The organism is Paenibacillus sp. JQZ6Y-1 (genome assembly GCF_040719145.1).
GTDB lineage: Bacteria > Bacillota > Bacilli > Paenibacillales > Paenibacillaceae > Saccharibacillus > Saccharibacillus kandeliae.
Map to the genome: position 1 here is coordinate 345,660 of NZ_JBFDUZ010000002.1, position 25,332 is coordinate 370,991.

Annotated in this window: 17 protein-coding genes; 7 read left to right on the top strand and 10 right to left on the bottom strand. The window is 48.2% G+C overall.

What is annotated here, in order from left to right:
• Positions 1 to 150 precede the first annotated feature (150 nt).
• Positions 151 to 1,887 (top strand): NAD(P)H-hydrate dehydratase, encoded by a 1,737-nt coding sequence (locus ABXR35_RS15260; RefSeq protein WP_367062233.1) that lies wholly within the window; start codon positions 151 to 153, stop codon positions 1,885 to 1,887.
• Positions 1,888 to 2,182: 295 nt separating this feature from the next.
• Here ABXR35_RS15260 and ABXR35_RS15265 read toward each other — a convergent pair whose 3' ends face one another.
• The 4 genes from ABXR35_RS15265 to ABXR35_RS15280 form a co-directional block, all read right to left on the bottom strand.
• Positions 2,183 to 3,769, bottom strand: coding sequence for a methyl-accepting chemotaxis protein (locus ABXR35_RS15265; protein ID WP_367062236.1), 1,587 nt, complete (start codon positions 3,767 to 3,769; stop codon positions 2,183 to 2,185).
• A gap of 475 nt (positions 3,770 to 4,244) precedes the next feature.
• Positions 4,245 to 5,072 carry a TerC family protein gene (locus ABXR35_RS15270; protein ID WP_367062239.1) on the bottom strand — a complete coding sequence of 276 codons (828 nt, stop codon included), beginning with the start codon at positions 5,070 to 5,072 and terminating at the stop codon, positions 4,245 to 4,247.
• Between the two features lie 460 nt (positions 5,073 to 5,532).
• Entirely contained in the window at positions 5,533 to 6,051 is a 519-nt protein-coding gene (gene nrdG / locus ABXR35_RS15275; protein WP_367062815.1) for an anaerobic ribonucleoside-triphosphate reductase activating protein, read from the bottom strand.
• Between the two features lie 5 nt (positions 6,052 to 6,056).
• A complete protein-coding gene (locus ABXR35_RS15280) occupies positions 6,057 to 8,078 on the bottom strand; it encodes an anaerobic ribonucleoside triphosphate reductase (protein WP_367062817.1) in 2,022 nt (673 codons plus the stop codon).
• 386 nt (positions 8,079 to 8,464) lie between these two features.
• Between ABXR35_RS15280 and ABXR35_RS15285 the strand changes: the two genes are divergently transcribed.
• Positions 8,465 to 8,782, top strand: a complete 318-nt coding sequence (locus tag ABXR35_RS15285; RefSeq protein ID WP_367062242.1) for an MTH1187 family thiamine-binding protein — start codon at positions 8,465 to 8,467, stop codon at positions 8,780 to 8,782.
• A 1,478-nt stretch (positions 8,783 to 10,260) separates the two neighbouring features.
• Here ABXR35_RS15285 and ABXR35_RS15290 read toward each other — a convergent pair.
• The gene (locus ABXR35_RS15290) at positions 10,261 to 10,752 is read right to left on the bottom strand and encodes a stalk domain-containing protein (RefSeq protein ID WP_367062245.1); all 492 of its coding nucleotides are present in this window, start codon (positions 10,750 to 10,752) and stop codon (positions 10,261 to 10,263) included.
• Positions 10,753 to 11,358: 606 nt separating this feature from the next.
• Positions 11,359 to 13,038, bottom strand: coding sequence for a stalk domain-containing protein (locus ABXR35_RS15295; RefSeq protein ID WP_367062248.1), 1,680 nt, complete (start codon positions 13,036 to 13,038; stop codon positions 11,359 to 11,361).
• 522 nt (positions 13,039 to 13,560) lie between these two features.
• On the opposite strand from ABXR35_RS15295, the gene ABXR35_RS15300 reads away from it, so the two are divergent.
• Positions 13,561 to 14,142 (top strand): RNA polymerase sigma factor, encoded by a 582-nt coding sequence (locus tag ABXR35_RS15300; RefSeq protein ID WP_367062251.1) that lies wholly within the window; start codon positions 13,561 to 13,563, stop codon positions 14,140 to 14,142.
• Positions 14,135 to 15,079: an anti-sigma factor gene (locus tag ABXR35_RS15305; RefSeq protein WP_367062254.1), complete on the top strand. Its 945-nt coding sequence runs from the start codon at positions 14,135 to 14,137 to the stop codon at positions 15,077 to 15,079. Before ABXR35_RS15300 ends, ABXR35_RS15305 begins: the two co-directional genes overlap by 8 nt.
• An 84-nt stretch (positions 15,080 to 15,163) precedes the next feature.
• Here the strand turns inward: ABXR35_RS15305 and ABXR35_RS15310 are convergent, their stop codons facing one another.
• Positions 15,164 to 16,630, bottom strand: a complete 1,467-nt coding sequence (locus ABXR35_RS15310) for a potassium/proton antiporter (RefSeq protein ID WP_367062257.1) — start codon at positions 16,628 to 16,630, stop codon at positions 15,164 to 15,166.
• Between the two features lie 169 nt (positions 16,631 to 16,799).
• On the opposite strand from ABXR35_RS15310, the gene ABXR35_RS15315 reads away from it, so the two are divergent.
• Entirely contained in the window at positions 16,800 to 18,335 is a 1,536-nt protein-coding gene (locus tag ABXR35_RS15315) for an HD domain-containing phosphohydrolase (RefSeq protein ID WP_367062260.1), read from the top strand.
• Positions 18,336 to 18,528: 193 nt separating this feature from the next.
• Here the strand turns inward: ABXR35_RS15315 and ABXR35_RS15320 are convergent, their stop codons facing one another.
• Together ABXR35_RS15320 and ABXR35_RS15325 are read right to left on the bottom strand one after the other, a co-directional pair.
• Positions 18,529 to 21,207, bottom strand: coding sequence for a YhgE/Pip domain-containing protein (locus ABXR35_RS15320; protein ID WP_367062262.1), 2,679 nt, complete (start codon positions 21,205 to 21,207; stop codon positions 18,529 to 18,531).
• A gap of 152 nt (positions 21,208 to 21,359) precedes the next feature.
• Positions 21,360 to 22,070, bottom strand: coding sequence for a YoaK family protein (locus ABXR35_RS15325; protein ID WP_367062265.1), 711 nt, complete (start codon positions 22,068 to 22,070; stop codon positions 21,360 to 21,362).
• 397 nt (positions 22,071 to 22,467) lie between these two features.
• Here ABXR35_RS15325 and ABXR35_RS15330 point away from each other — a divergent pair, with 397 nt between their 5' ends.
• Positions 22,468 to 23,082: a TetR/AcrR family transcriptional regulator gene (locus ABXR35_RS15330; RefSeq protein ID WP_367062268.1), complete on the top strand. Its 615-nt coding sequence runs from the start codon at positions 22,468 to 22,470 to the stop codon at positions 23,080 to 23,082.
• 118 nt (positions 23,083 to 23,200) lie between these two features.
• Positions 23,201 to 24,367: an MFS transporter gene (locus tag ABXR35_RS15335; protein WP_367062271.1), complete on the top strand. Its 1,167-nt coding sequence runs from the start codon at positions 23,201 to 23,203 to the stop codon at positions 24,365 to 24,367.
• A gap of 182 nt (positions 24,368 to 24,549) precedes the next feature.
• On the opposite strand, the gene ABXR35_RS15340 is transcribed toward ABXR35_RS15335, so the two are convergent.
• Positions 24,550 to 25,221: a GNAT family N-acetyltransferase gene (locus ABXR35_RS15340; RefSeq protein ID WP_367062274.1), complete on the bottom strand. Its 672-nt coding sequence runs from the start codon at positions 25,219 to 25,221 to the stop codon at positions 24,550 to 24,552.
• Positions 25,222 to 25,332 lie beyond the last annotated feature (111 nt).

Consider the following 25,332-nt stretch of genomic DNA (forward strand, 5'->3'; position numbering starts at 1 on the left):
CCTCAGACACTGCCATATCGGCGGTGTCTTTTCTTTTACCTGTTTGCCCAGAAAGAAAAGCAGACAAATTCGGTTAATAGAACAGTAGGGTTTAGAAAGGACACGCTTGCATCATTCCATTCAATGATAGACGCGAAAGGGGCTTTTTTTATGTATATCGTTACCGCAGAGCAAATGCGCAATCTGGATCAAACAACAATACAGCAGCTAGGCGTTCCAGCCATGTCGCTGATGGAAAGTGCAGGCAAAGCGATTGCCGAAGAAGTGATTTCGTGGATCGGTGGTAAGCAGGAGGAGCAGGCCGATGTACCATCTGGGCCTTCATTGAAGCGACGTAGCGGCATTCGCAGCGATGAGCATGTGATTCCCAATCGTCAGCATCAGCATTGGCTCATTCTAGTTGGCAAAGGCAATAACGGCGGCGATGGATTGGTGGCGGCACGTTATTTGCAGGATGCGGGCATCAAAGTTACGCTGCTCTATGCAACAGAGCCAGATGAATTACGTGGCGATGCTGCCTTGCAGCGGGATGCCGCCCATCGCTCAGGTATCCCGTATACCGTTTGGAATGACAACTGGAATTTGTCATCCCATGAGCAGGAGCAAGATGAGGATCATGTCCACTCTTCCGATGAGCAAGGCAAACATGATTCAAATGCTCATTCGTCTGAGCAGTCTGCATCTGAATCCGCTTATGCGCTATGGCAGCCATATACGGGTATCCTCGATTGTCTGCTCGGTACAGGCAGCAAAGGCGAGCCACGTCATCCGTATGCTTCGATTATTCGCTCTGCCAATCAAAGCGGTAAAGACATCATCGCTGCTGATATTCCAAGCGGCTTGAATGCAGATACCGGGGAAGTGGCAGAGTCTTGTATTCAGGCGAAGGTTACGGTTTGTCTGGCTTTTCTAAAACAGGGCTTAACTCAGTATCCGGGTGCAGGTCATGCTGGCGATGTGGTTGTGCGCACGATTGGTATCCCGCGTAGTGTGGCGCAGAGTGCTGATATTCAGACTCATCTCATTACGGAGGATACGCTGCGCCAGGCATTGCAGGTGGATACGGAGCGCACTCGTGCTGTTGATGGTCACAAAGGAACCTACGGTCATGTGATGATTGTAGGCGGCAGTCTCAATATGAGTGGTGCAGGCTTGATGGCATCGCGTTCCGCATTGCGGATCGGTAGCGGATTGGTCACATGGCTCCTGCCAGAGCAGCTGATGAAGCATATGGTGGGTCATGTGCCGGAGCTGATGATGGCACCGGTAGCCAAAGACCCGGACGGACAATGGGCAGCCGATACAGTATCCGCTATTTTGGAGCAGGCAGACAAAGCCGACGTGCTGGCGATCGGTCCCGGCTTAGGACGATTTGAAGGAGATGGAGAATGGCTGCATCAGCTGTGGGAACAAAGTGACCAGCCGCTTGTGATTGATGCCGACGGTCTGAATATTCTGGCAGAAGCCGATGGATTGGCAAAATGGTCCAAACGCACAGCCCACACCATCCTCACTCCGCATCCCGGCGAAATGTCCCGTCTAGCAGGCATATCCACAAAGGATGTACAGCGTGATCGTATCGGTCTGGCACGTCAATTTGCACAGAAGCACGGGGTCACCTTGGTACTTAAAGGCGCTCGTACCGTTGTCGCTTCGCCAGATGGCCGTGTGTTCGTGAATACGACAGGACATCCGGGTATGGCAACGGGTGGCTCTGGTGACGTATTAACTGGCGTAATCTCCGGTTTGCTTGGACAGGGATTGGATGGTATTCAGGCAGCAGCATTCGGTGTGCATCTGCACGGACATGCCGGTGACATCGCCGCCCTATCGCGTCCCGGTAATCCGGCATCTCTACTGGCAGGCGATATTATTGAGCATCTGTAATATAAAACGCTCAAGCGAAGCACGTAGGTTCTTTTCTACAACGATCCATACTGAATACTAAATACTAGCGAAATTCTAAAATAAGCAAAGAACCAAGAACCAAGAACCAAGAACCAAGAACCAAGAACCAAACAAGCAAACAAGCGGCTACCCTTCACATGCAGAGGGCAGTCGCTTGTTTGTATGTTTCGATTTTGCTATATGAATCATCTTTTGGAGAAGAGGGGTCAACCATAAGGGTGTGATCCAGCATGTCATTCATCTGGCAGATCAGTCAGTTGAAGCGAAAGGCATATTAAATCTTGAAAGTATTCACTGAATCCTGCAAACGTTCAGCCAATTGAGCCAGTGTTTGCGAAGAGGTCGCAGTCTGTTCACACGCGGAAGCAACTTCTTCACTAGCGGCAGCGATTTCGTTGACCGAATGAACCACATCGGACGATTGGGCGCTTTGTTCTTCACTGGCAGCGGCAATTCCGTTGATTTTCAGTGACGAGTCATTGATGCGACCCATAATCTCGTTAAATGCTTCGCTTGTACTCACCGAATGTTCGGTGTTGAGCTCAGCAGTGTTCAGGCTTTGCTGCATATTTTTCTGCATCGAACGAATGATGCCGGTAATTTCCTTGGTGGCGCTTCCGCTGCGCTCTGCCAGCTTGCGCACTTCGTCGGCAACGACAGCAAAGCCCTGTCCCTGTTCACCAGCGCGTGCCGCTTCAATCGCAGCGTTCAGCGCTAGCAAATTGGTCTGATTGGCAATATCGTCGATCACCTCAATAATGTCGCCGATCTGGTTAGAGTCCAGCTCCAGCTTGCGCATTTGAGCGCTCATCAGCTGCATGCCATCGGCAGATTGATTTACCAGATCACTACCTTTGCGAGCTTTTTCCACTGTACGATCAGCAATTTCGGCAGCTTCTTCAGCGCTGTGTGCTACATCATCAATCGCTGTCGACATATCACGGAACAATTGGGCAATGGAGTGGGCAGATTGGGACTGGTTGGCGCTGTTGCTGGCAATTTCTTGCGTACTCGCGGAGATTTGCTCGGAAGTGGCAGCGACATTTTGAGCCGAATCAATAATGCTGGCTACTAGCATGTTCAGACGATTGGACATATCATTGGCAGCGGCAGCCAGTTGTCCGATCTCATCGCGTCCAGTCAACGAGGAGCGCTGACGCAGATCACCGGCAGCTACATCTTTGAGCAGATTGGCAATCTGTTTGAGTGGACGGCTGATCATACGAGCGATGATCGTTCCTAGTAGCAAGGAGAACGCAAAGCCAACGATCACCCAGACTGTCGTCCATAGGCGAGAGTTATTAAATATCGTATTGGCAGACTGGTTGGCATTGCTTGCCTGCTGCACATTCAGTTCATTCAGTTTGGCGATGCTGGCGTACATATCGGTGCCAGCTGGCAACACACTTTCTTTGACAAAGGTTTGGAAGGCGCTAGCCGATGACGTTTGTGCCAGTTGAATCGCTTGATTGTAGACTTCCTGATACTTTGTCCACAGCTGTTCAAAGTTTTTCAGTTCTGTTTGTTCCTGGGTAGAGAGTGGGGTGCTGCGATAACCAGCGATGCCTGTGTTTACGTCTTCAATCAGACCGGGTACGGTGTCCAATGCGGTTTGTTTATCTTGTGTAGTAGAGCTGAGAGCAATATCGCGCGAAGCGACACGCATTTTTTGCAGAGACAGTTCGGCGTCAGACAGATGCTGCATGGAAACTAGATTATTGCTGTACAGATTATCGACGCTGCCCTTCATCCGGTTTAAATTGATCATGCTATACAGACCGACAGCAGCAACGATAAGGGATACTAGAATAAAAGCAACGATCAACTTGGTGAACGTCTTAAAATTACCGGCAATTCGCATAATATTCACTCCATTTAGTGTAGTGTGATGCTTGGCTAGAGCTATGTAATTCACAAAATCAAATTACAACTGCCAGATGCGTGTGCGTAACGTTCGGGCTATGAATAAGGAGAGAAATGGACGGTTCAAATAGCAACCGTTGAGAGAGAAGGATAGAATTGGAAATAAACATTTACATATAACTATTTCGTCACTTTATTCAAAAAAATAATATTAAATCCATAATTTTCAAAAAAAGTTTATATGTATCTCATACCCGAACGTATGCTCATTAAGCGAGCATACGGAGTAAAAAAGGGATAAAATTGCTGGTATTTTCCCATTGATGACCGTTGTTCCGTAGGAATGAATAGAGCGAATACAGCAGTAAACAGCAAATAAAAAAGGCAGCCTCCGTAGAGACTGCCTTGGGGTAACAATGAGGAATGGCATAGCTCGCAATACAAGATTGCTGTGTACTGTTAGCTCATTCCATTTACAGGTCTTCTTTGATTTCTTGTTTGACTTCTTTTACTGCGTTCTCATCTTCTGGAATCTCGCGTTTGCTGGACAAGAACCAACCGGCAGCAGCAATGGCGACGAGAACAACGTAGAAGCTGAGCTTCCAAATTTTATTTTCAGGGAAGTGCTCTGGAATGACTGCCAGTGCTGGGTGAGCCAATGTAATGACGGACAGCTTCACACCGACCCAGCCGACGATAACAAATGCGGCAACTTCCAGACCCGGACGCTCCTGCAACAGACGAACGAAGAACGAGGCGGCGAAACGCATGATGATCAGACCGATCAGACCACCCAAGAAGATAACGATAAACTGACCGCCATCCAGACCGCCGATTGGCGGCAATCCACTTGCAGGCAACGCGACAGCCAATGCAACCGCCGCCAGAATGGAGTCAACCGCAAACGCGATATCAGCAACTTCGACCTTGAAGACGGTCATCCAGAAGCCGGATTGCTTTTTCGGGTTAGCAGCTGGACCTTTGTCATCGGCAGCTTCATCTGTCTTCGACTTGGCGAACACATGGCGGACGATGTGGTTAATGGAGATGTACAACAGATACAGGGCACCAATCGCTTGCACCTGCCACACGTCAACGAGGAACGAGATAACGAACAGGGAAGCGAAGCGGAATACGAATGCCCCGAATAAACCGTAGAACAATGCCTTTTTGCGCTGCTCCTCCGGCAAATGCTTAACCATAATCGCCAGTACCAACGCGTTATCGGCAGCAAGCAAACCTTCCAGCGCGATCAATACGAGCAGTACCCAGCCATACTCTAACAATAATGCTGCATCCATAAGACTCCTCCTAGAAATAAATTGTTGTTAACGGCCATTAGCAGCCTCTATATAAAAAGAGACCTTTACCACAAAGGTAAAGGTCTCCCAAGAAATAGCGAGTCTTCACCAATTTTGTGGTAAAGGTCTCGCTAACAATGACATTCAGATTTCGAATGATTGCCAAGCAAAGCCGGGGTTATTCACCCGTAATGACGACGTTGCCTGTACAGCTACTCCCCTTTAACAGGAATAGGTTTATGAAATTAAGGTAGTGTTTGAAGTGGGAATGAGTATATATAACACCGGATGGTTCGGATTGAAGCAGCCCGGCTGTTACATTAAGCACATCATATGCAATTTACTAGTATAAGTCAATATTTTGTACAATAAAATTTTGCAAAAGTAGAAAATATTGCTTGTGCTTATCGTGCTTGGATTGGCTTATTTTATCTACTTTGACTACTTGCACGATTTCATTCTACAAACTTAGCGGAGATTGCCAGAGAATAACCTGTCGCTGATAGATGCTCTGCTGCACATCAATGACTCGCTGATTGCTGCTGCCACGATACGGCAGAGACACATCGCGTAGCGACTTCTCGAATCTTCCATCAATCAATACGTCGCATAAGGATAGAAGTTTCAAATATTTTTGAGGTTGTTGAAAAAAGATTTGCTCCCATGTAAATCCGCTATATATCCAGATCGACAGCTGGGGCAATTGCGCACGCACCTTCTCCACAAATAGCGCTACGTCGTCAGCAGAGAAGAACGGATCGCCGCCCGCAATCGTCAACCCGTCTAGTAGCGGATTACGTGCCATGCCGTCGATGATGTCCTGCTGTAACGAAGCGGTAAATGGTTCCCCAGCGGTAAACGACCATGTATGCGGACTGAAGCAGCCCGGACAAGCATGACGACAGCCGCTAATAAAGACAACCGCCCGCACACCTCGCCCTTCATTGATCGACTCTGGAATATAACCGCAAATGTTCATGCTCATCAGCGATGCTTGAGCCGGTCGCGCACCTCTGCCTGCTTGGCAGGGTTGAAGCGCGTCTGATAATCGCCAGTCAGATAGCCGGTGACGCGGCGCAGACGGGCGATATGGACGTGCTGCTCTGATTCCCCGCATGATGGGCAATGGGAGCCGATGATGCCTTCATATCCGCAGGCAGTGCAACGATCCACTGGATGATTGATGCTAAAATAGCTGATTTGCTGCGATAGAGCGTAGTGTATGATCCGCTGTAGCGCTTCATGATTTTGTCGTGCATTGCCGTCCAGCTCGATATAGGAGATCGCGCCCGCGTTGCATAGCTCATGGAATGGCGCTTCCAATCGAATTTTATCGGCGGCAGGGATGCTGTGATAGACCGGAATATGAAAGGAGTTCGTGTAGTATTCACGATCGGTAACACCAGCAATACTGCCGTAATGCTGACGGTCCACGGCGACGAATTTGCCGGATAGCCCCTCGGCGGGCGTTGCCATCAGCGAGAAATTCAGATTGTACTGTTCGCTCCACTGATCGCATATGTTACGCATATGGCGTATCATGTTCAGCGCTTTTTGATAGATCGCATCATCTGCACCATGATGGCTACCATACAGAGCATACATACATTCCGCTAACCCGATAAAACCAATCGACAGCGTACCATGCTTGAGCAGCTCCCCAACGGCATCGTCCGGTGCCAATTCATTGCCACCTTCCCATACCCCTTCCCGCATCATAAAGTCCGAAGCCTTGGCAGGCTGCGCCGCCTGAATGTGAAACCGATGCAGTAGGGCTTCCACCGCCAGCTGCATACATTCGTCCAACGCTCGGTAAAAGCCCTGTTCATCCGGCTCCTGACGACGAACTGACGTCATGGAATCATCCGAAGACGCTACGAAGAAAGACATGTTCGATCTTGGTATCACCGATCTTGGCATCACAGTACCGTAATCCAGCCCCAGCTTCACCAGATTGATCGTGTTAAAGGACAGATTGCCCTTACCGGACAGATGATTCCGTCCAAATCGGTCGGCAACGACGCGTGTACGGCAGCCCATCGTGGCAAACTCCGTATCGGGATCACCTTCTACCAGATATTCGCGATTTAGCGGCGCATCCAGATTCGCGAAGTTTGGATATAGCCGACGCGATGTACAGTCGATTGCTTTTAGGAATAGGTCGTAATTGGGATCGCCGGGCTGTTGATTAATGCCCCGCTTGCACTTGAAGATTTGAATCGGGAAAATAGGTGTCTCGCCATTGCCCAAGCCGCGAACGGTCGCCGCTAGCAGGCTCTCCATTACCAATCGACCTTCCGGCGAGGTACATGTCCCATAATTAATACTTGTAAACGGAATCTGTCCGCCGCCTCGACTCGACATCGTATTCAGATTATGAATGAGACTCTCCGCTGCTTGGAATGTCTCATTGCGCGTCTCTTCCATTGCATATCGGTAAGCCAGCGGATAATGTAGCTCCAGCTCGCTGTCATTCATATGCGCCTGTGCGATCAACTGCTCCCTCTGTGTAATAGATTGCTCCTCAGAGAGCTGCGTTGCTGTCCATTCGCCCAGATAATGCAGCCCTTTGCGCAGATGCTTGCGGAACGAACGGGTGACATACGGTGCCAGATCATAATCCAGCTTGTTGGCAGCAACACCGCCGTATTGAGAGTTTTGCTGGCATTGGAAAATAATCGCCACCTGCGCCATTGCTGTCATAATCGAATTGGGTGTACGCAGACTGCCGTTACCGCTGCTAAAGCCATCTCGTAGTAGCCGTTCAAACGGAATAAAGATACAGTTGGTCGTACCGAGCGCATAATGATCCAGATCATGAATATAGATACGATTCTGCTGGACCGCTTCGGCGATATGCGGCGGAAGAATACGTGCCTTTGTATAATATTTTGAATATTCACTGCCAAATCGGCTCATTTTACCGGAAAAGCTGTCGCCGTTCAGATTGGCATTCTCACGTGCTGATTCGTGCTCACCATACATAATATGTGCGCCCATCTCCATGATGGGATGCTGTTCATATGATGTCGTTACAGGGATGCTCGGTGCCACTTGTATATCTGATGCTGCTGGTGGCGGAGTGGAAGTGTCGTCATGGCTCAACAAGTGAGCAGGGTTCATCAGGGAGCGATGAATAGTCATCAGTTCAGCTCATCCTTTCCATTACTCAAATGGTCCATACTAAACATAAACAATCGGTAATTGTATTCTATATGTAGGCGTTCAGTCTGTGATATGACACAATATATTGACAAAGGTATAAAATCGCATGTGCCTTGATGCTATGCGAAAAGAAAGGAAAGATCAGTACATTGTCTGATGGTAGGGTTGGATTTTGGGTAAAACAGGAATAGAATACAATCAAATGCGGTATAGAGGAGGAGTTTACGATGGCAATTGCAGAAGTGACCGTGATTCCGGTCGGTACAGGCAGCACCAGTCTGAGTTCGTATGTGGCACAAATGCAGCGTGTATTGGATAAACAGCAGGGGATCAGCATTCAATTGACACCGATGAGTACGATTATCGAGGGTGAGATTGGCGATGTGTTCCGAGCGATTCAAGCGTTGCATGAAAGCCCGTTTGAGGAGGGAGCGGGACGTGTATCCACAGCGGTCAAAATTGATGATCGGCGCGATCATCCGACGTCAGCACAGTACAAATTGGATTCTGTACGTAGTAAATTAGCGGATTCCAACCCCTCTTGAGCAAAAAAAGCCTAAAATCGCAAAATTAATGGCTTTTTTAGGTCAAGTTCATAAAGTTTTAAGAAAAGGTGGCTATAGTTAACGCATACCCCTTTTGAATATATAAACAGATTGAACGCCATGGACTGCGACCGTGGCGTTCTTTTTTTGCCCAATATTATAAATCAGGATACCTAAAATGATAAAATTAATGTTTCTTTAAGGTTATTGTCAGGTTTTTTTAAGATATATGCGGTATAGTGTCTGTAATAACCCCTTTTGAATTACTATATCTTTAGACCTCATCAGCTGCGAATGATGAGGTCTCTTTTTTTGCTCTTTTTTGGTGGTGGGGAGGGGATAGAGTTTTGTGCGGACATCACTTCGGAAAGGAATAAGGAAACAGGACTCCGGTGGAGGCACGAGAATCTACGGAATAGGAGTGAATGTAGATTCTCGCACCTCCAAAGTAGTAAGATATTTTGCTTCGCAAAAATCACTTTTCATTGAACAACGTGTTTGAAAATCGCAAACACTAGAAGTCGCCCTTTTTCCTTATTTCGTTTCCTTCGTTATGTGCGGGTGCAGACTTTATCGTTTTTACATCTTATGCAAAAGAGGGCTTTTAGAGGTTGAGCATTAAGGATATGGGTCTATAAATTGGACGATCCCCGGTGGGACAACGTGTGGTTGTCCTGCCGGGGATCTGGTGTTGCGTCTTATGTTTGATTTGTGCTTGAAATGCCATAAGCCGTTCATGCAGCCTACGAGCCATATGTGAATTGCTTCATGCTCAACAATGTGTGTAATTGGTGTAGCCGGATTTTGCGTGGCATGTTGGGATGCCTGAGGTGCAAAATGTACTGCTTTAGTTACAGAGTCAGGCTGCGTAGACCTGCTCTCCGGTGTCATATGGCTGCTTAACTGCAGCTATCGTTAACCCGTAACCCCGTGTGCGGTGAATGTGAAATGGATGGACGGGGACGGTTTTGGTTCGCTTGCTTTGTGTATACAGGATGGACGTACATGGAATAGCCTCGCTCTGTATACGATGAATCCAAAACAACAAAAGCCCTACCTCTCTTTTGTCCTTGCGGCTCCGATGACCGCGCCAGTGTGAATCAGATACTCAAATTTCAATGGTTTGTAAGAAAAGAAAGGAAATTTGAAATGATTCCGGCAGCACCCGGAAAATTGCGAAGGATAAAACCGAGGGTTAAAAACAACACTTCATAGTATACACCTATACTGCATAAAAGTCAAAAATTAGCATGAGGATATGAAAATACGAACAGTAATAGAGATACAAAAAGAAGGACACAAACAGATGTACAAAGAGAGAGACAAAAAAAGGACTTCCGGTGAAGGAAGTCCTTTTTTTGTATCCAGCGTTCGTTTGCGAAGAGGCAAGCAGGGAGTCTGCGATGTATTCCCTAGTTGACCTGTATGCCGCTTCCGTCTCCATCCGCGGAGCGGAAGGGTGCAAACGATAAAGTGGATTAATATACTTTAGACAGTGTGATCATGCCGCCGCTGTAGGACATGTTCCAGTCGAAGTTCTCAGCGAACCAACGTACTGGCACCATTGTGTGACCGTTGCGGGAAATGATCGGTTGGTTCAAGCCTTTGCGCATGTTGTCTACTTTGTAGACTTTGGCATTTGTACCTTTGGTCCAGAACTCGTAGCGAGCCAGACCAGTATCCAGCCATGTTGTATCTGTCATTGCATCGTAAGATACTTTCATGTTGGCGTTAGCTGCCAGGTAGCGCAATGGCACGTATGTAGTGCCCATGTATTCTACTGGCATAATAGCCATGCTTTTTGTCATACCGTTCACCATGTACATTTTGCTGCCCAGTGTAAACTGGATCGCTCTTGTTTGCAGCTCCGGATTATAGTCGGCAGTTGTACCTTCCGCAGCGAAAGCGCCAGCGGCTGGCAACATCAGGGAAAGACCCAGTACAGGTGCAAGCAGTTTTCTCATTTTCATGGTTGATTACCCCTTTGCAAGTTATGTGTATTTGATTTCTCAGACTGAAGCGATAAGCGAAAGATACAGACAACGGCTGTACTATAACGCTTACATCAGCTGAGAATGATACAGCTGAATTTTCGATTTCTGCCCGTTATGATGCCGCGCGCTGCAACATCGGGATGATCGAATTTGTCGATACGCTGCTGTCTAAGTATTGTATAAACCTATTCCAAAGTAGTTAATCAGATAGTACCAAAAAAGTTACAATTTTGTTTCGTGTATGAATATATGGTTGTGGGTCCATCGAAGGGAAAGCAAGCGAGCAATGCAATATTGTGCTGCATTACATAGCTAAAATAGCGTCCTGCATAGACTTACCCCTAAAGTGTAATAGTGATTCCATTTGGACTACGGAAATGAATCTAGAATATACAGTTACAAGCGCATCATATAGCGGCAGGCGTATCAGGATATAAAAAACGACCAGCAGCCCCAGATGGAGAGCTGCTGGTCGTTGCATATAAAAGCGTGATCTGCAATGCAAGCGAGGGGTGTATGTCTTCTTTACACGTCTACACCTGCTTATTGCCGTGACACTTCCTGAAGCTTATTACAAAGAGATTAGTACGTTTTGCTCAGGGAAATGACACCGTTGGCATAGCCCAGTTTCCAGTCAAACGTATCAGCGACCCAGCGTACTGGAACGAGGGTACGTCCGTCTCTGGAAATGACCATTGCTTTCGCCTTCATTTGCATATTGTTCACTTTGTAAATATTGGAGTTCACCCAGAATTCGATTACTTCTTTACCAGTATTCAGGGTTGTCGTTTTGGTTTTGTTGTTGTAGGACATGGTAGCGCCAATGTTGGCAGCCAGATAGCGGATCGGAATATACGTATTGCCTTGGTATACGACCGGCTTGGTAGTCATCGTAGCGGACTTACCATTTACCATGTACATTTTGCTATTCAGGGTAAACTGAATCACTTTGGTTTGCAGCTCAGGGCTGGCATCAGCAGTTGTATTGCCGGAACCAGTGCCTGTGTTACCCATACCCGGCATATTGCTGTGATCTACTGGTGGAGTGTTTGTGCTTGGTGTCGTGGAGCCACCACTGGATGTACCGCCGAATTTGGTCGGGAATTGGTTCACGATTGCTTCGCTCAGAGTATCAGCAAACATAAACATATGAGCATAGGCTTTACGTTCTTGATCGTATGCACCCGTGTAGTTTTTGGCTACATAATCGTCAAATGCCATCAGCAGCATATTGATATGCTCTTCCAGACCAGCTTCCAAGGCTGCTTGTGGCAGATTCGGATTGGCATCAGCAAAGAATTTGGCTTGCGTTACTTTGTACTCTGCCAGCTCGTCTTTTGCTTTTTGCTTGGCTGTGCTGTCATTGGCAGCTGTTGCTTTCACATAATCAACAAAGTAGCCGATATGTGAGCCCCAGATCGTTTTAAATGATTGACCCGCAGCGTCACCGTATACAGAAGCAACGGCAGCAGACAGTTCATCGGTATTTTTGTTCAGTAGTGCGGCAGCTTGATCAAAGTCAGGCGCACCGTCGATCCCTTTTTGCATCGCCCACACTGCCAGCGTCGCGTGTTCGCCCAGCAGAATGCCCAGACCGGAACGCAGATCAGAGGCTTGTGTAGTCGACATGTCGCTCGTGAATTTATCCGGGAATTGCTTTTCGATTGCACCGCTCAGAGTATCACCAAACATAAACATATGCTTGTACGCTTGATCGGCTGTAGTATAGACCGAAGTGTAATCTTTGGCTACATAGTCGTCAAACGCTTTCAACAGCATATTGATATGCTCTTCCAGACCAGCTTCAAGCGCAGCCTGTGGCAGATTCGGGTTAGCATCGGCAAAGAATTTGGCTTGTTGTACTTTGTACGCAGCCAGATTGTCTTTCGCTTTTTGCTTGCCTGCACTGTCATTGGCAGCTGTCGCTTTGACATAATCGACGAAGAAGCCGATATGCGAAGCCCAGATCGGTTTGAACGCTTGACCGGCAGCATCGCCATAAACGGAAGCGATAGCAGCTGTCAGATCATCCGTATTCGCATTCAGTGCAGCAGCAGCCTGATCAAAATCTGCTTTGCCGTCGATGCCTTTTTGCATAGCGATGATTGCCAGCAGGGCATGCTCACCGAGAATTTGTCCGAGCGCTGCACGGAGGTCGGAGCCAGCACCTTTGGTTGTTGCGGCTGCACCCGCAGCGGCAGGTACGAGTAATACAACAGCCATCAGCAGAATACAGGCTTTAGAGAGAACCGATTTGAACATCTTCCCACACTCCTTTGGGGTAATGGATAGGCGGTCCTAGTGAACATGCCTATCGAAATGGACATGAAAAACCGACGACGGGTTGCCCTGAACCAGCATAAAGGTTCACCGGATAAGGGGAGAAAAGGGTTGCAGCAGACGAATATGTATGTCATGGTGTGATGCAAATGGTCCGCAATGTGTTATTAAACGGTTAGCAGCCGTTTCATGCAAAAGACAGGATATAAGATTAAGGAAGTAAATTTTATAAATATGAAAATATTGGATTTTTCGACATGGAGGGATTTTTTATTCGACATCGTTTTACATAGGCGGGCGCTATGCTCGGTTGTTAGAATCATTGGAAAAACGAAGGGATTTGGCAAATGTCGAATCTTGATTTTACGCGTAAAATACAACAATATGGAAATCAGCGCCCACCTTCTATATAACAGGATGAAAAAATAATGTTGCACAAAAGTCATCCATCGCAAAATATTGTGCGAACGTTATAATAGAGGGGAATGGGAAAGGAGCCCTTGGATGAGTGAAATGTTGGACGACAAAGAATTGATGCGTCGGATTGCCCGCAAGGACACCGAAGCTTTGGAAGAAGTATATGATCGCTATGAACGCGCAGTATATGCTTTCGCTTACCGCATCGTGCACGATACGATGGCGGCGGAAGAGGTAGTACAGGAATTGTTTTTGAGAGTATGGAATCATGCGGAACGCTATGATCGGGGCCAGGGGAAGCTTTCGACATGGATGTTTACAATCGCACGCAATATAGCAGTAGACATGCTGCGGCGCAAATCATCACGCGCAGCGGCCGATGCCGTCGGTGATGAGGTTCTACAGGTGATTCCCGATACAGGGACGGATGTAGAACAAGAGGTCACGATGAATTGGGAGCGACAGCGCATCCGCGAGGCCATGATGGAATTACGCGAAGAACAGCAGCAGGTGATAGAGTCGATCTATTTTCAAGGATTGACGCAACATGAAGTATCCGAGAAATTCAGCATTCCGCTTGGAACCGTCAAAAGCAGGGTCAGACTTGCGATACGGCAGCTTCATGGGAAGCTTGCTGAAGCGGTAAAGGGGGGAAACGCATATGAGTAACGAGCACAACAATAACGAGTGGATGGATATGGTCGAAATGTATGTACTCGGCGGTCTGGATCGGGAAGAACAGGAGCAATTTGAGGCATATATGAGAGAACATGAACAATGCCGCCTTGCCGTGCAAGAATTGCGGGAAGTTGTCGGCTTTCTGCCGCTGGTCACCGAGCCTGTCACACCACCAAAAGGAATGAAAAGCCGTGTACTGGATCGGGTATTTGCTGAGGGCAAACCGGGCAGTGGACAGGCAGATTCTGCATTTGGACTGCCGTTCGAACCGGAAGTACCAGTCGCGAGCACATCATCAACCGAAGAAACGATAGCATCACAACCATCAATGCCGAATGTCATTCCGCTGCCTCAGCGTCAAAGTGAGCCAGCAGCACAAGGAGCAAATTCAAATACACGTACCAGTCGCGGCGCCATCTGGCGTATCACGACAGCCGTAGCCGTAGTCGCTGCCATTCTGATCGGCGTCTATGCAGGCAGTCTGCGTGGACAGCTGAATACGATGCAGCAACAGCTTGCCATGACCAGCAATCAAATTGGCAGCCTGCAGCAGCAGATCGTAGCTGCCTCCATGCCAAGTCAGGGGTTGCGCGTGAATGAAGCGGTCAAGCTAAGCCCAGCAGCCAAGGATATTGTGGCTCAAGGATTAGCGACGATTGTGATTGATGATAAAGGCACGCATCTGCTGGTACAGGCTGACAACCTGCCTAAACTGGAAGGCACTCAGGCGTTCCAAGTATGGCTGATTAAAGGGAATATCAAACAGAGCGCCGGTACCTTCCTAACAAGAGGCGGGAACGGAGCGATGTATTACACGTTCAAACCGGAAGACTATGATACGATTGCGATTACGCTGGAGCCAGATGGAACAGGCGACCAGCCGCGCGGACCGGTCATTCTGGCCGCGAATATCGCCGGTCAGGGTTAATACCGGTCTGAGCTTATAGATAACGATAAAAAGCAGTGCTTCCAGAAGAGGAGGCACTGCTTTTTGATTGGTGTCCTATCGAAATTACGATGCAGACGGATTGCCTTCGCCGGTAAACAGGCGACGAATATCTTCACGCTTGGCTTTGGGGCCGAGCAGATAGATTTTGTCGCCAGGCAGTAGCATCGTATCGCCACGTGGCGTAATAATATCTTCGTTGCGTAAGACAGCGGTAATGAGCACGCTGGCCGGAAGATCAATCTCCTGCAATTCGCGGTTGATCAGCTTGCTCTGAGAGGTCAGCGTCATATGACTGATCTCGGAGTGCGTGCGCCCAGTTGCAACCAGCTCCATAATGGATGGCTGCTGATCAATCGTTTTGTCCACCAGACCAAGTTTTTGCGCGAGTGGCGAGATGGTCGTGCCTTGAATTAACGCTGAGGTTAGCACAACGAAGAAGACTACGTTGAAAAAGAGCTGTCCATGCTCTACACCTGCCAGTAGAGGATAGGTGGCAAGCACAATCGGTACAGCACCGCGTAAGCCTGCCCATGAGAGCAGCGTCTTTTCACGGAAATTAAATTGGCTAAACATGAGACTGACGAACACGCCGAGTGGGCGCGCAATAATAATCAGTAGCAATGATAGTGCCAGACCTTGCCAGATGATGGATGGCAACTGCTCAGGGAAGACGAGCAGACCGAGCAGGACGAACATCAAGATCTGCATAATCCAGCCGAAGCCCTGATTGAATTGCAGAATCGTCCGCCGATAGGTCAGATCGGAATTGCCCATCACCAGCGCCATTACATATACGCCGAGAAAGCCGCTTGCATGAGTAAGCGAGCTGACGCCGTACGTGAACAGGGCGCTAGAGATGGCCAGCACCGGATACAAACTGGACGTCTCGAAATTGATTTTGTTAATCAGGAATACGGATAATTTACCGCAGATTAACCCCAGTGCAAGCCCAAAGCCCATTTCCCATACAAATGAGAAAATCTCGCTCCAAATGCTAGTTGCTGGATTGTTCAGCAATTCGATAAACATAATGGTCAAAAAAACCGCCATCGGATCGTTACTGCCGGATTCCGCTTCTAGTGTGGAGGTGAGCCGGGTACGTACATTTTTGCCACTTAATACAGAGAAGACGGCGGCGGCATCGGTTGAGCCAACAATCGAACCGAACAGCAGCCCTTCCATCAGACTCACGCCCAGAATAATATGAGCGCAATATCCGATCACAAACGCAGTCAGCAGTACACCCACTGTTGCCAAGGATAGAGCAGGACGAATAATCGGGCGAATCTGGCGGAAGTCCGTCTGCATCCCGCCCTCGAATAGGATAATCACCAGCGCCAGTACACCGAACCATTGGGTAATAAACGCATTGTCATAATAAATGAATTTGCCAAGAACCATACCAGCAATAATAAAGAAGACCAGTGCTGGCATACCGAACCGCGAGGAGAATTTGGCGGATAACACGCCAAGTAGTAGCAGGGTTCCCAGCAGTAAAATTAGATTGCTTGTCATTTCCGTTGCTTCCATGCGAACCCCTCCATTCGATTGAAATGTTGAAAAAGCATCAACTTTTGCGCTGAAATGCCGACATATAAATAGTGAGACTACAAAATGGAAATGGAACTTCGGAATTCCAGTATAATCTTTTTTTACTAGAATGATTCAGCCTGAACGGTACGGGAAAAGAGGAACCCCTGTGAACGAATATCAACAATTTTTACGGAAAATGGTGCTGAATTACATTCTGGGTTCCGTGCTCGCCGTTGCTGTTGTCGGCGGTATGCTCGTGCTTACAACGATAAATGGTTCGCTGTTACAAAATTTGAGAATGCTCGTTATTATGCTAACTTCATTTGTATTTATGGTGACGGTGGAAGGGCTAACCTTCAGACATCACATACGCCCAATCCGTCAAGCATTTCAAGCGTCACAGCCAACGGTCGAACAATTGGAGCAAGCGTACATGCAGTTGCATCGATTCCCCAAGTTAGCAGTATCCCGTATTATGATTCCTCATTTTATGGGATTGACGATTCCAGCGGTCATTATGGTAAGTATCGGCATTTATACCGGCTGGGTCACATTGCCATGGTATTACATTGGAATCGGTACCGCGGGTGCATTGATGGTTGCTAGTATGCACGCCTTTATCGAATTTTTTCTGACATCAACGACGATACGACCTTTATTGCTGGCGATTAAGGCGCGATTACGAACATTATATGATCGCGATACACTCGGTTTGGAAAAGGTTTATCTGACGGTCCGCCAAAAGTATCAACTCAGTATTTTTCTGATGGGTGTATTTCCTGTGACTTTGTTTAGCCTTGCTGCGCAAATTCGCTTGCAGGAAATGACCGGCATTAATGCAACGTCGTATTGGCAGTGGGCAGGTATGGTTATCTTCGTCAGTATCGTATTCAGTCTGTGCGGTGCGTTGCTATTAGCACGCGATGTAGAGCATCCGATCAACAATTTGTACAATGCGATGTCCCGCGTAGAGGCGGGAGATTTTAATGTGTATGCACAGGATTATTACTCGGATGATTTCTCCCGCTTGATTCTCGGCTTTAACAACATGGTCAAAGGATTGAGCACACGCGATCAGCGGAATCAGCAGCTACTAGACAGTTATTTTGCTACGCTGGCGGCGGCGCTGGATGCACGCGATCCATATACTGCCGGTCACTCGGAGCGTGTTGCCGAATATGCGGTCAGCATCGCGGTGAGCGCTGGACTGTGCGAATACGATATTGATCAGCTACGCAAAACGGCATTACTACACGACATTGGCAAAATCGGTGTAAAGGATTCTGTCCTGCTCAAGGATGGACGATTGACCGATGAAGAATTTGACCAGATCAAAAAGCATCCTGAAATGGGCGAAAGTATTCTACAACGTGTGGAGCCAGCAGATGCGATGCGCCCTTACTTGCCTGGCGTGCGTTCCCATCATGAGCGCTTTGACGGCAAAGGCTATCCAGATGGATTGAAGGGTGCCAGCATACCGCTGTTCGGCCGCATTATCGCGGTAGCGGATGCGTTTGACGCGATGACGTCTGACCGTCCATACCGCAAAGGAATGCCTAAGGAAAAAGCGATTGCCATTTTGGAAGAAGGTCGCGGTACCCAATGGGACCCGCAGCTTGCCACACTGTTCATCGACGAATACCGCCGCAATCAAAAGCAAGAAGAAGTGACACTGCCTGTACAGCATAAGGAATCGGTGTAACCAACAGCATGTAGTAGCTACACGCCAAACATGAGACAACAAAAAGGCCTGATGATTCACAATCACAGGCCCGCAGCCTGCACAATGGGGAAAGAGTAAGCCCTCGTTGTGCAGGCTGTTTTGCATGTATTGGACCTGTAGGGATCTCCCAGGTGAAGCGTTTGAATACGATCCTCCGTATCCATCGTATGGATTACGGGATCATTTTGGTCTTTTTAGCTTTTTGCGCCATTTTCTCGGTAAGTGGTCCAAGTGGCTTTTTGAATAGCAACGCGAATAGGATAAATAACAGTACAAAGCCGATCAGATACATAATATCCTTGTACACAGTCGTCATTAGCATACCGCCCACCGTTTCGCGCAGCAGCTCCACCGCATACGTAAAAGGAAACCACGGATGAATTGCTTGGAAAAAGGTTCCCGTCATGCTGACAGGGAATGTACCGCCGGAGCTGGAAAATTGCAGCACCAGTAGAATGATCGCTAGCCCTTTTCCGATATTGCCAAATACGGACACTAGCGTGTATACCAGCGTTACGAATACCATACTAATCAGCATGCTCATTGTGACAAACCAGATAGGCGACGCGACATAGGCGCCAAGGATGAAAATATCACCCATCGCAATAATAAACGCCTGTACTAGCCCAATCGTCATAAAGGTAGCCAGTCGTCCAAAATACACTTGATACGGACGGAAGCGTCGCTCTGGATCATCCACCTCTGCTTTGAACATGGAGATGAGCAGCATACCGCCTACCCAGATCGACAGTGTCGTATAAAACGGCGACATGGATGAGCCGTAGTTTGGAATCGGATATGTGCGTACTTGCTTCAGCTCTACGGGGCTGGATAGGAAATCGCTCTCCTGCTGAATATCACCCTTGAGCCATTTAATAATCTGGGACAGCTCGCTATCGCTATTTTTGAGCACGCGCACCTTGTCAGCGGCGTTGCGGACTGATTTTTCCAAACCAGGCAGATCGTTCCGAACAAAGTCACCCACCTTATGCACTGCATCCTCGGCTTCCGGTAGCTTGTTCTGGATCAGATCGCTAATCTTGGTCAGCTCCTGCTCCGCCTTCGGCAAATCGTCACGAACAAAATCCGCTGCCTCGTGAATCTTATTCTCAATCTTCGGCAGATCATTATTTACAAACGCTGCTGCCGTATTCACTAGCTCGGTAAACTGATCCATCCGGCTCTGAATCAATTCATTGGCATCATGCAGCTTCTGGCGAATCGTTGGCAAATCGTTTTTGATCCGCGCCAGCTCCTGTTGTCCGAATTGCACGCCACTTTGGGCATCGCTCAGTACAGCAGCAATATCTGGCAGCGTATTGTTGGCGGTATTCAGTACATCAGAAGCATCCTTGGCAACGGTCTTGAGCTTGTCCAGACCTTCATTAATGTCAGGCACAATCTTGGAATCGTACACGGACAGCAGATCGCCCAGCGCATCACTCACATTGGTAGATAGCTCGCGCAGGTTGTTCAAAATATCCTTGGCAGGCTGCTGACCATTCTGAATCGCCTGACTGATGCTCTGCACCAAGCCAATCTGACGTTCCATCAGATCATGAATATTGTTCAATCGATTGATATTGTCAGTCAGCGGTTGATTCGGCAGTACATTGTTCAAACGGGTAAGCAGATCGGTAATCCGCTCTACAATTGCCGCCCCACGTGTTAGCCGCGTTTCCAAAAAGGACAGGGAATCAATCGCCGTCTGCGGATCAATATCGGCATTGTCGATAGCGTCAACCAATTGCGTCGTCGCATCGGCAGTCTGTTGCAGCAGCACTAGATTCTGACGAATGACAGGTGCGATGGCATCGAATGCACCATCGTTGTCATCCAGAAACGTATTGACCTTATCGGCAAAATCAGAGCCGATGCTCGTAATCTCCTGCACCTTCGGCAATGTTTGCTGAGCGGTAGAGATAATGCTTGCCAGCTTGTCGGCGTCTGTAATCGCCTGATCCAGCGCATCCTCCACCTTGTAGAAGTTCTGATCCAGCTCGTTAACTTTATTCGCAGCTTTGCGAATGTCAGGCAGGCGTTTTTGCAATTCTAGAATAGCATTGCCTGCTTCCTTGATCTTCGGTAGATTGTCCTCTACCTTGAGAATCATCTGCCCAGCTTGTTCGATCTCTGGGATACGCTTTTGTAGCTCGACGATCTTTTGTGCTTGGGCGTCGATCTGCGGCAGTTTCTTTTCCAACTCTAGTGCTTGATCGGCAAACTGGTTAATTTCCGGTAGACGCGCTTCCAGCGTTAGAATTTTGTTCTCAATATTGCGAATGGTTGGCAGTTCTTCCTCCAGCTTGATACCGGCTTCCTGCATCTTGGTCAGCACGGCTTCGCTGGCGGTCTCGATAAATTCCTCGCTAATCTCCTGCGTTAATGTGGTCGCGCCTTTATCAGTGATTTTGGGTGCGATGGCGCTGATCTTTTCATTGACGGTGTAGACGATCTGCGGCTTGACCGGATCATCGGTCAGAATGCTGCCAATCTTCTCGGAAAAGTCGGACGGAATCAGGATAGTGGCATAATAATTGCCGTTATCTAGCCCTTTTTGTGCTTGTTTCTCGTCCACAAACGTCCAACCGAGCTTGTTGTTCTTTTTCAGATTGGCAACGACTTGATCACCAACATTGACCTGCTTGTTTTGAATCTTGGTGCCTTTATCCTGATTGGTCACTGCGATGATGATGCCGGACGTATTGCTGTACGGGTCCCACATTGCCTTGATATTAAACCAAGCATAGACAGACGGCAGCAGCATGATCGCAATGACCAGCAAAATGCCGGTCGACACACTGAACAGGTTTTTCCAGTCGGTTTTGTAAATAGTCCAGATATTTTTCATGTTATGGCATTACCACCCGGTCTTATATTTATGGAGTCAGCCGTATGCAAAGTACGGCATGTAGAGTAAGCACTTCAATAGCAGTAGTTATTACCCTCAAAAGGCGTGCTTGCTTCCTGAATGAATGCTGGAGTTGTGTTTTGCCGATATATTTAATTTTGTGCTGGCTTGCGAAAGGCGAATATCGCGATGGATAGTACAATCAGCATAATGATAATTACGATCCAAATACTAAGCAGCGCGTAGCGTTGTTCCACAATTGTAGCAATCACTGCACCGCCGCCATAGATTAGAATCGCTGCACTACGCAGCAAGGTTTCGGCAAGCGGCCAGCCGTCACGCGCCGCTGATCCGTCACGTCGCGCCAGTTGACGCAAACGGGCAGTTACATCCTCCACGACACTTGCCATATTGTTCGTCAATACGGTGGTGGAGATACCCGCCACTCCAAGTCGACGCGCCATCGTTGTCTGCGTGCCCATCGTAAAGCTGAGCAGCGCGATCAGACCATATTCTACTGCTGGAATGAGCAGCGACTGCGCCATCACCGAGAAGAGTAGGAAAAAGACGAGCTGGATAATTACCAGCACAGTCAATCGCGGCGACCATAATCCGGTAGGCTTGCTGCTGCCTAACATGAGTCTGGCGACAGCATTACCGATAATAAATCCAGCAAAGGCTACCCCAGAGCGCAAAAAGGATACCGTATGCAGATTGCCAATCGCCATTCCCATTACGATAATATTGCCAGTCATATTAGCGGTGAATACTCTGCCCAGATTCAGATAGCCGATCACATCGACGATGCCTGATACTAAGCAGAGCAGTAAAATAATCAAATTGCGGTACACCTTTAGGTTCACTTGCCATTCTCCTTACGTACAACCGTATCGTCCCATCTGCGGAACGGTAGTGCTTTTTTAATATCGTTCTATGTTTATGTTACCATAACGCGTCCAATATGATGGCATAAGACATGAATGAGGAGTGGCTTGTAATATTTACCAAAAGGTAACTATTTTATAAAAACACTTGCATCTTCGTTGGAAGTACGATAGTATTACATTGCATCTGACAACGACATAGAAGGCACATAACATAAAGGACGGCTGTAGAATCCTCTCGGGGGAGCTACAGCCGTCTACTTTTATATTTAGTATTTGACTGATCGTTACAAAATAGGTATACTGATCTCAATTCTGAAATCAAGCTGACCTTCCAGATGGAAGTACGTTGGATCAGATCAAAGGAGGGAGCATCTTGCCTGCACCAGGTAGACCACGGGAATTTAAAGATCAGCGTGTAGTGGAAGCTGCAGTCGAAGCATTTATGCAAAAAGGATATGCTGCCTGCTCGGCACAGGACCTATGCGAGAAGACTGGATTGGGCAGGGGCAGTCTGTATAACGCCTTTGGCAACAAGCATGATCTGTATATTGAAGCGCTGGAGTATTACGATTTGCAAGGGGTAAACGATCAGCAGGAAATTTTGCAGCGTCCGATTTCAGCTAAGGAGCGTTTGCAGGCGTTGCTGGATTTTCCAATGGCGTTTGACTTTGGCGAGGAGCATAAGCCTGGCTGTCTCGTTATCAATTCAGCGATGGAGCGCGGCGGGATGGACGACGATGTGGATCGGATTTTTCGGCGACATGTTGATTTATTGGAGGATATGATTGTTGCTGTGCTGAAGGAAGCGGTAGAAAGCGGCGAATTGCAGCTGCCGGATTCGCAGTCAACGGATACTCAAGTAGCAGAACTGGCGGCGATGCTGTTGAGCAGCTTTTACGGAATGCGTGTATTGAACAAAGGCACGCAAAATCGCGAGCTTGCCCATCGGATCGCAAGTGGAACATTAACGGCGATCTTTGGCGGATAAATGCGAATTGACGGCAAGGATCGTCTCACTGGCTCAAGCCTCAAAACTGGCATTGGATATGCCGGTTTGTTTTTTGGACAATTCTGTAACGATTATTACAAAATAGGAGGAAAAAAAGATGCCTATCACAGTGTACATACTTGGATTGATTATGTTTGCGATGACAACCTCGGAATTTATGGTGGCGGGAATGATGAGCGAATTGTCACAGCAATTTGGCGTATCGATTGCGATGATCGGTTATCTCATCTCTGCGTATGCGGGAGCGATGGCAGTAGGCGGACCATTGCTGGCGATTTTCCTTAGTAAAATACCGAAAAAAACCGCGTTAATGCTGCTGGTGATCATCTTCCTCGCCGGGCAGACACTGGGCGCATTATCATGGAATTATGAAAGTATGATGGTGGCGCGGATATTAACGGGGATCTCGTCGTCGGCAGCGTTTGGTATTGCGATCTCGATTTGCTCTGATCTGGTGCATGAACAGCTGCGTGGACGGGCGGCTTCGGTCGTGCTCAGCGGTGCGATGCTATCCAATATCGCTGGATTACCGCTAGCTACCGCAGCGACGCAGGCTTGGGATTGGCGTACTAGTTTCTGGATTGTGGACGTATTCGTATTGCTATCAGGTCTGGTATCATTGCTGCTCATTCCAGCACTGGCTTCGACTGGGGGCAAGGCGGTATCAGAATGGACATCCTTCCGCAAGAAAGGGCTGTGGGCAGCGTATATGACCAGTATGTTCATTATTGGGGCGACCTTTGCGGCATTTAGTTATTTTTCACCGATTCTCACCGGATTGTCGGGATTTCAGGCGAGTACCGTGCCGTGGCTGCTCGTGCTGTACGGCGCAGCTACCGTATTCGGCAATATCGTCGTAGGGCGATTGGCAGATCGGTATATGATGAAAGTGCTGGTGGGCGGCTTGGTGCTGCTGTTGATCGGATTGCTGGGCTTCGCCTTGTTCGCACAGGTGAAAATCATCGTGCTGGCTGCCATGCTGATGATCGGTTTAACTGGCATTACGCTGAATCCAGCGATGTCGACCAGAGTCATGCGGGCAGGAGGAAGTGGAATGCTGGTCAATACAGTGCACACCTCGTTCATTACGCTCGGTGTGCTGCTCGGCTCATCCATCGGCGGGCGTACCATGGATCACGGCTATGGCTTGACCGCACCGCTCTGGACAGGTGTAGTACTCGCAGTACTGGGGCTGGTATCGTTAGTTCCGGTATTGCTGCCGGTCGCGCGTCGTCAGGCGTTACAGGTATCGAAAAAGCTATAAGGAAGCGTAACCCATTTCGCTCTGCAATGATCTTCCCGTGATCATAAGAAAGCGCAGGAATGACCCTAGCATACAAAAGCCCTCTCCATTTGGAATACGATGGAGAGGGCTTTTTCCATATCAAAGTATGAAGATATTTCTAAGAGAATATTCCCATGATGCGCACTACTAGTCATTGCCTGTTACAGTGGCAGCAGCTCCACTTGCCCCCGCGCACCAACCTCGCTAACCATGTGTTCCCACGCATCTGGCTTCTGTGCCAGCACTGCGTAATAACGACGCAGGAATTTCTCAATCAATGCGCCCGGTAAGGAGTGGGCGGAAGGATCGTAGGATAGGAAGCAGAGGTCCAGCTCGGATACCGCTTCACCATCATTGTTCCATGATGGATGCACATACGTAAAGTCCAGTCGACGGTAGCCGAGATGCGCCAGCACTTCGCGGCGGACAAATGGGTCCATCGGCTTGATGCCGCCAAATTCATGGCGCTGTGCACGGTACGGATCGTAGATTTCAGCGAACATACCGAATAGCTCTTTGCCGTTATCCGCAGCTAGCTTTTTCAGATCGGCTTGGCGATGCTGTGCCAGAAAAGGTCCAACACCGAGTCCCGGTTCACTGATAATCGTAAAGTCGGTCATCGCCACATTGTCATCCTCGTAATACCGATATTCGGTTGCCCCAACGACGTTCCCTTCATGCACAGCCACAAATACACGAATCCCCGGGTCTTCCAACGGCTCGCGCCACAATGCAAACTCCAATACTTCCTCCGCTGGGAAAATGCGTCCCATCATTGCGTGCATATCCGCGAACAACGGATCATCAATATGCGTAATACGTGTATATTCCATCCTATTTATCCTCCTTATATGACTAGCATGTGCAACCTTCAAACGCAGGGCAATGAAATATAATGTTTGCTTCAGCCACATATCTTACAGTCTATTATTTGCCGTCTTTCA